Annotated in this window: 5 protein-coding genes; 2 read left to right on the top strand and 3 right to left on the bottom strand. The window is 75.6% G+C overall.

Going from position 1 to position 6,438, the window contains the following annotated elements:
- Position 1: 1 nt before the first annotated feature.
- Positions 2-1,324 carry a DUF58 domain-containing protein gene (locus tag ACZ3TI_RS39085; protein ID WP_465735063.1) on the top strand — a complete coding sequence of 441 codons (1,323 nt, stop codon included), beginning with the start codon at positions 2-4 and terminating at the stop codon, positions 1,322-1,324.
- Positions 1,321-3,810, top strand: a complete 2,490-nt coding sequence (locus ACZ3TI_RS39090) for a transglutaminase TgpA family protein (RefSeq protein WP_465735065.1) — start codon at positions 1,321-1,323, stop codon at positions 3,808-3,810. The genes ACZ3TI_RS39085 and ACZ3TI_RS39090 overlap by 4 nt, the downstream gene beginning before the upstream one ends.
- Positions 3,811-3,952: 142 nt before the next feature.
- Here ACZ3TI_RS39090 and ACZ3TI_RS39095 read toward each other — a convergent pair whose 3' ends face one another.
- The 3 genes from ACZ3TI_RS39095 to ACZ3TI_RS39105 all read right to left on the bottom strand — a co-directional run bounded on the left by ACZ3TI_RS39095 (position 3,953) and on the right by ACZ3TI_RS39105 (position 6,185).
- Positions 3,953-4,342 carry a DUF3040 domain-containing protein gene (locus ACZ3TI_RS39095; RefSeq protein ID WP_465735067.1) on the bottom strand — a complete coding sequence of 130 codons (390 nt, stop codon included), beginning with the start codon at positions 4,340-4,342 and terminating at the stop codon, positions 3,953-3,955.
- A gap of 475 nt (positions 4,343-4,817) precedes the next feature.
- Positions 4,818-5,570, bottom strand: a complete 753-nt coding sequence (locus ACZ3TI_RS39100) for a methyltransferase domain-containing protein (RefSeq protein ID WP_465735069.1) — start codon at positions 5,568-5,570, stop codon at positions 4,818-4,820.
- 45 nt (positions 5,571-5,615) lie between these two features.
- Positions 5,616-6,185, bottom strand: coding sequence for an SAV_6107 family HEPN domain-containing protein (locus tag ACZ3TI_RS39105; protein WP_465735075.1), 570 nt, complete (start codon positions 6,183-6,185; stop codon positions 5,616-5,618).
- Between the last annotated feature and the right edge of the window lie 253 nt (positions 6,186-6,438).

Here is a 6,438-nt window from a genome sequence, read left to right on the forward strand (position 1 = left end):
GGTGACCCGGTCCGACTCGGCGTCCGGGCTGCGGGCCGGGTTCCGCGGCCTCACCACCCGGGGCCGGTCCTTCCTCGCCGCCGGACTGACCGCGGTGGTCTGCGCCTACCTGCTCGACCAGGACGCCCTGCTGCGCGTCGGCGTGCTGCTCGCCGCGCTCCCGCTGGTCGCCGTGGTGGTGGTCGCCAACACCCGCTACCGGGTGGCCAGCGGCCGCCGGCTCAGCCCGCGCCGGGCGGTCGCCGGCCAGGAGGCCCGGGTCCACCTGAGGATCGACAACGTCTCCCGGGTGCCCACCGGGCTGCTGCTCCTGGAGGACAAGGTCCCGTACGTGCTCGGGCCGCGCCCGCGCTTCGTGCTGGACCGGGTCGAGCCGCGCGGCTACCGCGAGGTCTCCTACCGGGTCCGCTCCGACCTGCGCGGGTGCTACCCGCTCGGGCCGCTGCAGCTGCGACTGTCCGACCCGTTCGGGATGTGCGAGGTCACCCGCGCCTTCACCGCCTCCGACGTCCTCACCGTCGTCCCCCTGGTCCAGGCCCTGCCGTTCGTACGGCTCACCGGCGAGTGGCTCGGCCAGGGCGAGAGCCACAGCCGCTCCCTGGCACTGGCCGGCGACGACGACGTGATCCTGCGCGAGTACCGGCCCGGCGACGACCTGCGCCGGGTGCACTGGCGCTCCACCGCCAAGTACGGCGAGCTGATGGTGCGCCGCGAGGAGCAGCCGCAGCGGGCCCGGGCCACCGTCCTGCTGGACACCCGCGAGATCGGCCACCGGGGCAGCGGCCCCGCCTCCTCCTTCGAGTGGGCGGTCAGCTGCGCCGCGTCCGTCGCCGCGCACCTGCTGGAGCGCGGCTACCAGACCCAGCTGCTCACCGACACCGGTCTCGCGGTGCCCGGGCCCGGCGCCGGCGGCCGCAACAGCGCCGCCGACACCTCCGGGCTGATCCTGGACGCCCTCGCGGTCGCCGACCTGTCCGACGGCGGCACGCTCTCCCGTGCCGAGGAGCCGCTGCGCACCGGCGGCGAGGGCCTGCTGGTCGCCGTCCTCGGCGAGCTGGACGACACGCAGACCGCCCGGCTGGGCCGACTGCGCAGCCGTACCGGCGGGGCGATCGCCTTCCTGCTGGACGCCGACACCTGGGCCGGGCTGCGGATGCTCGCCCCGAACACCGGCGGCGAGGAGTTCCGGGCCCGGGTCCGGAAGCTGCGCGAGGCCGGCTGGACGGTGATCCCGGTGCGTGCCGGCGACTCCGTACCGGACCTGTGGCGGGCCGCCGAAGGCGCCAAGACGACCGCCCCCAACCGAGAAGAGGCCGGCGCGTGACCACCCGGGCCAAACTGACCGTCTACGCGGCGCTGGCCACCACCTTCGCCTCGCTCTGCATGATGCCGCTGCTGACCACCCGCAGCTGGCTGACCCACGCCGTCCTGGTGATCGCCGTCCTGGCCGCGGTCGGCGCCGGCCTGCGCCGCTCCCCGCTGTACCGCTGGACGGTGCCGGTCGGGCAGCTGCTGGTGCTGTTCCTGCTGATGATCGTCGGTTTCTCCGGCAGCGCGGTGCCCGGACCGTCCTCGATGCGGGTCCTGGACCAGGTCTTCGCCTCCGGTCTGGACGACGTCCAGCAGTACGCGATCCCGGCGCCGCCCACCGCCGGACTGCGGCTGATCCTGGTCTGCGCGGTCGGCCTGGTCGCCGTCGTGGTGGACACCATCGCGGTCACCTACCGGCGCTCGGCACTGGCCGGGCTGCCGCTGCTGGCGCTCTACTCGGTCGGCAACGGCCTGGCCGGGGACCACGGCAGCTGGTTCTGGTTCGCCGTCGCCGCGACCGGCTACCTGCTGCTGCTGTTCGCCGAGGGCCAGGACCGGATCTCCCGCTGGGGCCGGATCTTCCGCGGCACCAACCGCGGCATGGTGAGCTCCGGCACGGTCAGCCCTGGCGGCCAACAGGTCGGCATCCTGGCGCTGGCCATCGCGATGCTGCTCCCGGTCGTCCTGCCGCACTGGGACGCCGGGCTGCTGGGCTCCGGCTCCGGCGGGAGCCGCGGCAAGGGCACCGGCGGGAGCGTGGCGACCAGCCTGGACCCGCTGGTCAGCCTGGAGGCCGCGATCACCAAACCGACCGACGCCGAGCTGCTCAGCTACACCATGGACAGCGAGCTGGCTGACCAGACCTACCTGCGCACCGGCTCGCTGGACCAGTTCGACGGCGCCAACTGGCGGCTCAGCAGCACCACGGTCAACGACCTCCCGGAGTCGCTGCCCAACCCCGAGGGCCTGCGCAACGCCAACGTCCCCCGGATCGAGGGCGAGTTCCAGGTCAGCGAGCGGCTGGAGAAGAGCTGGCTGCCGATGCCGTACCCGGCGGCCTCCGTCCAGGTCCCCAACCGCGGCGACTGGAAGCTCGACCCGCTGACCCGCACCGTGATGCCGACCGACGACAAGGCGATCCGCGGCCTGCGCTACCACGTCAGCGCCCTCGACCTGCGGCCCACCGCCAACGAGCTGCGCCTCGCCCCCTCCGCGCCGCAGGACGTCCGGGACCGCTACCTCGCCCTCCCGCCCGACCTGCCGCCCGTGGTCGCCGAGCGGGCCCGGCAGGTCACCGGCAACGCGCAGAACGACTACGACCGGGCGATGGCCCTGGTGAACTGGTTCACCGGGCCGGACTTCACGTACGACACCTCGGTCGCCGCGGGCACCGGCAACAACGCCATCGAGGTCTTCCTGCGCGACCGCCGGGGCTTCTGCGTGCACTACGCCTCCACCATGGCGGCGATGGCCCGGGTGCTGAAGATCCCGGCCCGGGTCGCCGTCGGCTTCACCCCCGGTGACAACAAGGGCGGCAAGGTCTACTCGGTGACCGGCCGGATGTACCACGCCTGGCCCGAGCTGTACTTCGCGGGCTACGGCTGGACGCGCTTCGAGCCGACCCCCAGCCGCGGCATCCCGACCCGCTACACCGAGTCGTCCAGCGCCCCGACCACCGCGCCGACCCAGCACGCGACCGCCTCGGCGCAGCCGACCACCGCCGCCCCGGCGCCGTCCTCCAGCTCGGACTGCACCGCCAAGCAGCGCCAGCTGGGCGACTGCGGGCCCAAGGGCAAGACCGTCGCACACGCCGGCGAGGAGTCCTGGCTGCTCTCCGGGCAGGTGCTCGGCACCCTCGCCGCGGTGCTGGCGGTGATCGCACTGCTGCTCGTCCCGATGCTCTGGCGCACCGCCGTACGGCGTCGCCGACTCGGCGGCGGCGGGCGGCGCCGGCCCGGCGGGAGCGGTGCCGCGGAGCTGACCGACGCGCAGGTGCTCGCCGCCTGGGACGAGCTGGTCGACTCCGCCTGGGACGTCGGAATTCCCCCGGACGAGTCACGCACCCCGCGCTCGGCCGCACGGCGGATCACCGAGACGGCGCGCCTGGACGAGGACGCGGCGGCCGCCGCCGGCCGACTGGCGCTCGCCACCGAGCGGGTGCTGTACGCCCCGCCCGGACAGCTCACCGCGGCGCCGCTGGCCGCCGACGTGCACACCGCCCGGCGCGGCCTGCGGGCGAACGTCGGCCGCGCCGGGCGGACCAGGGCGCTGCTGCTGCCCCCGTCCTCGGCACAGCTGTGGTGGCGGACCTCCGACGCGGTGCGGGCGGCCCGGACGGCCGTCGGCAGCAGGGTCGCCCGGGCGGTCGACGCGGTCTCCGCCCCGGTCCGGCGGGTCTTCACCCGGCGGCCCAAGGCGGACGCCCCCACGCCGGACACCCGCTCGGGCGCCCGGGCGGGCACCCGGTCGGACAGTCGGCCGGGCACCCCGGAGTCCTGAGCTCCGGGCCGGACACGGCAGACGCCGGGGGCGGGCAGTCGATCGACTGCCCGCCCCCGGCGTCTTCGCGGTCTTCGTCGCGCCGTGCCCTCTCCGCGGAACGTCCTAGCGCCGTACGCCCTCGTGCCGTACGGCCGACGGCTCAGAAGCCGCCGGTCTGCTCGTCCCGGCGGCGCTGCCAGCGCTGCTCGACCCGGTCCATCATCCCGGCCTTGCGGCGCGGGGCCGCGGTCTGGCGGGGCCCGGACCCCTGGCCCGCGGGCCCGCGGCGCCAGCCCGTCACGGCGAACACCGCGCAGCCGAGCATCACCAGGAAGCCCACGACGCTGACCCAGATCTGGTTCGGAACGACCATGCCGCCCATCAAGAGCCCGATCCCCACCACGAAGCCGGCGATGGCCAGGTAGACCCGCCGACGGGTGTAGGTGCGCAGCCCGGTTCCCTCAAGCGCCGACGCGAATTTGGGATCTTCGGCATACAGCGCTCGCTCCATCTGGTCGAGCAGTCGCTGCTCGTGCTCCGAGAGCGGCACGGAGTCCTCCTACTCGTCGGTCGCGGGTGCGACCGGTCCGCCCACCCCGGTCGGGGAGGCAAGTCCAATCAGCCTTTGGGGCACACGGTCGGACGCCCGTGCGGGGGACCCGGCCCGTGTCGTCCATATGCCCCACGCATCCGGCTGTCATGCTTTCCGGCTTTACCCAGATCATACGGTCCGTGGGCCCGTTGCGGGGTGGTCTGCGCCGCGTGGGACGGGCCACTTCGGCCGGGCACGGCCGCACCCGTGTCAACGCGCCACGCCCCGGACAAGTGCCCGACCGGATGGAATCGGTCCGGAGCTGGGGAGCTTCGCCCCCGGTGAACGGGAACCGGCCCGTCGGCCGGCCCGGGAACGGGCGGGCGACGGGAACGCGAACCACCGCCGTACGGTGTGCGAACCGTACGGCGGTGGAAGGTCTCGCGAAGGCTTCGCGGAGGCCCGGAGGACGGGCGGCGCGGAGCGCGGCGGCTCAGGCCAGGGTGGCCAGCAGGTGCAGCTGGGTCGCCACGGCGTGGAAGGCGGGCTGCTCGGCGGCGGCCTCCTCCAGCTTCAGCAGCGCCTCCATCGCGCCGGGCTCGGTGTCCACCAGCACCCCGGGGACCAGGTCGGCGAAGACCCGGACGCCATGCACCGACTCCACCCGCAGGCCCGCGGCCTCGGCCAGCCGGCCCAGCTCCTCGCCGGTGAAGCGGCGCGGCATCGGGTCCTGCTCGCCCCAGCGGCCGTCGGTGGCGGAGAGCACCGTCCGGGCCTCGTTGAAGTGGCCGGCCAGCGCGCGGGCCAGCACGGCACCGTTGCGGTTGGCGGCCAGCAGGCTGACCAGGCCGCCCTTGCGCAGGGTGCCGGCCAGGCTGCCGAGCGCCTCGGCCGGGTCGTCCACGACCTCCAGCACGCCGTGGCAGAGCACCGCGTCCACGCTGCCGGGGGCGACCAGGTCGGGCAGCGTCTGGGTGTCGCCCTGGACGGCCCGCACCAGGTCCGTCACACCGGCCTCGGCGGCCCGGCGCTGCAGGGCGAACAGCGCGTCCGGGCTCGGGTCGACCACGGTGACCCGGTGGCCGAGCTTGGCCACCGGCACGGCGAAGTTGCCCGTGCCGCCGCCGGTGTCGACCACGTCGAGCACCGGCCGGTCCAGCTCGGACGCCCGCTTCTCCAGGGCTGCGCGCACCACCTCCCACACCACGGCGGTACGCAGGGCACTGCGGGGACGCGTCGGGTACAAGGTCGGGCTCCTTGGCACGTGCAGTTCGATCAGGATGCCTCCACCTTAAGCCTGACGGGTGGCGCGCTCGCCCGGCGGCTCGTCGGCGTCCAGCGGCAGCCGGGGCGCGGGCGGGACGGCCCGCAGGCCCAGCAGGCGCTCGACCAGGCGCAGGAACAGGGCGGTGTTGCGGATCAGGTCGTCGGCGTCGCGGGCCGACGCGGCGCCCCGGATCCCGGCCTCGGCGGCGGCCCGGCGGCGGGCGCCCGCGCCGTAGTAGAGCGCCCACTCGGCGAGCTCGGGCGCCACCTCGGGCAGCACCTCCCAGGCACTGCGGATGGCCTTGCGCCGCCGCGGGTTCTTCTCCGGGCGGCCGCGCACCGCCAGGACGGCCGCGACCGTCCGCAGCGCGGCGAGGTGGGCGGTGGCGTAGCGCTCCAGCGGGTCCTCCAGGGCGCGGGCCCGGGCGAGGGTGCGGTGGGCGTCGGCGAGCAGGTCGAGGGCGGCCGGCGGCGCGGCGGTCCGGCGCAGCACGGGGTGGACGTCCCGGCCGGCGGGGCGTCCGCCCGACTGGTCCGGGGTGTGCGGAAGGGCGGCGGAGTGGAGGCGGGCGGTGACGGGCTCAGGGTGGCTGATGGTCATGGTCTCCCCCGTTCCGAGGCAGCGCGCGGACCGGGTGGTCCGTGCCCCTCCATCGTGAACGGCACCACTGACAATCCGTCCGTTCCCGGAAGAACCCCCGGGACAGCAGAGCCCTGGGACAGCAGAGCGGCGGGGGGGGGGGGGGGCCCCCCCCCCCCCCCCCCCCGCCGGGGGGGGGCCCCCCCCCCCGGGCGGCCCCCCCCGGGGGGGGGGGGGGGACCCCCCCCCCGCCGGGCGCCCCCCCCCC

The organism is Kitasatospora sp. NPDC023120, from assembly GCF_055560835.1.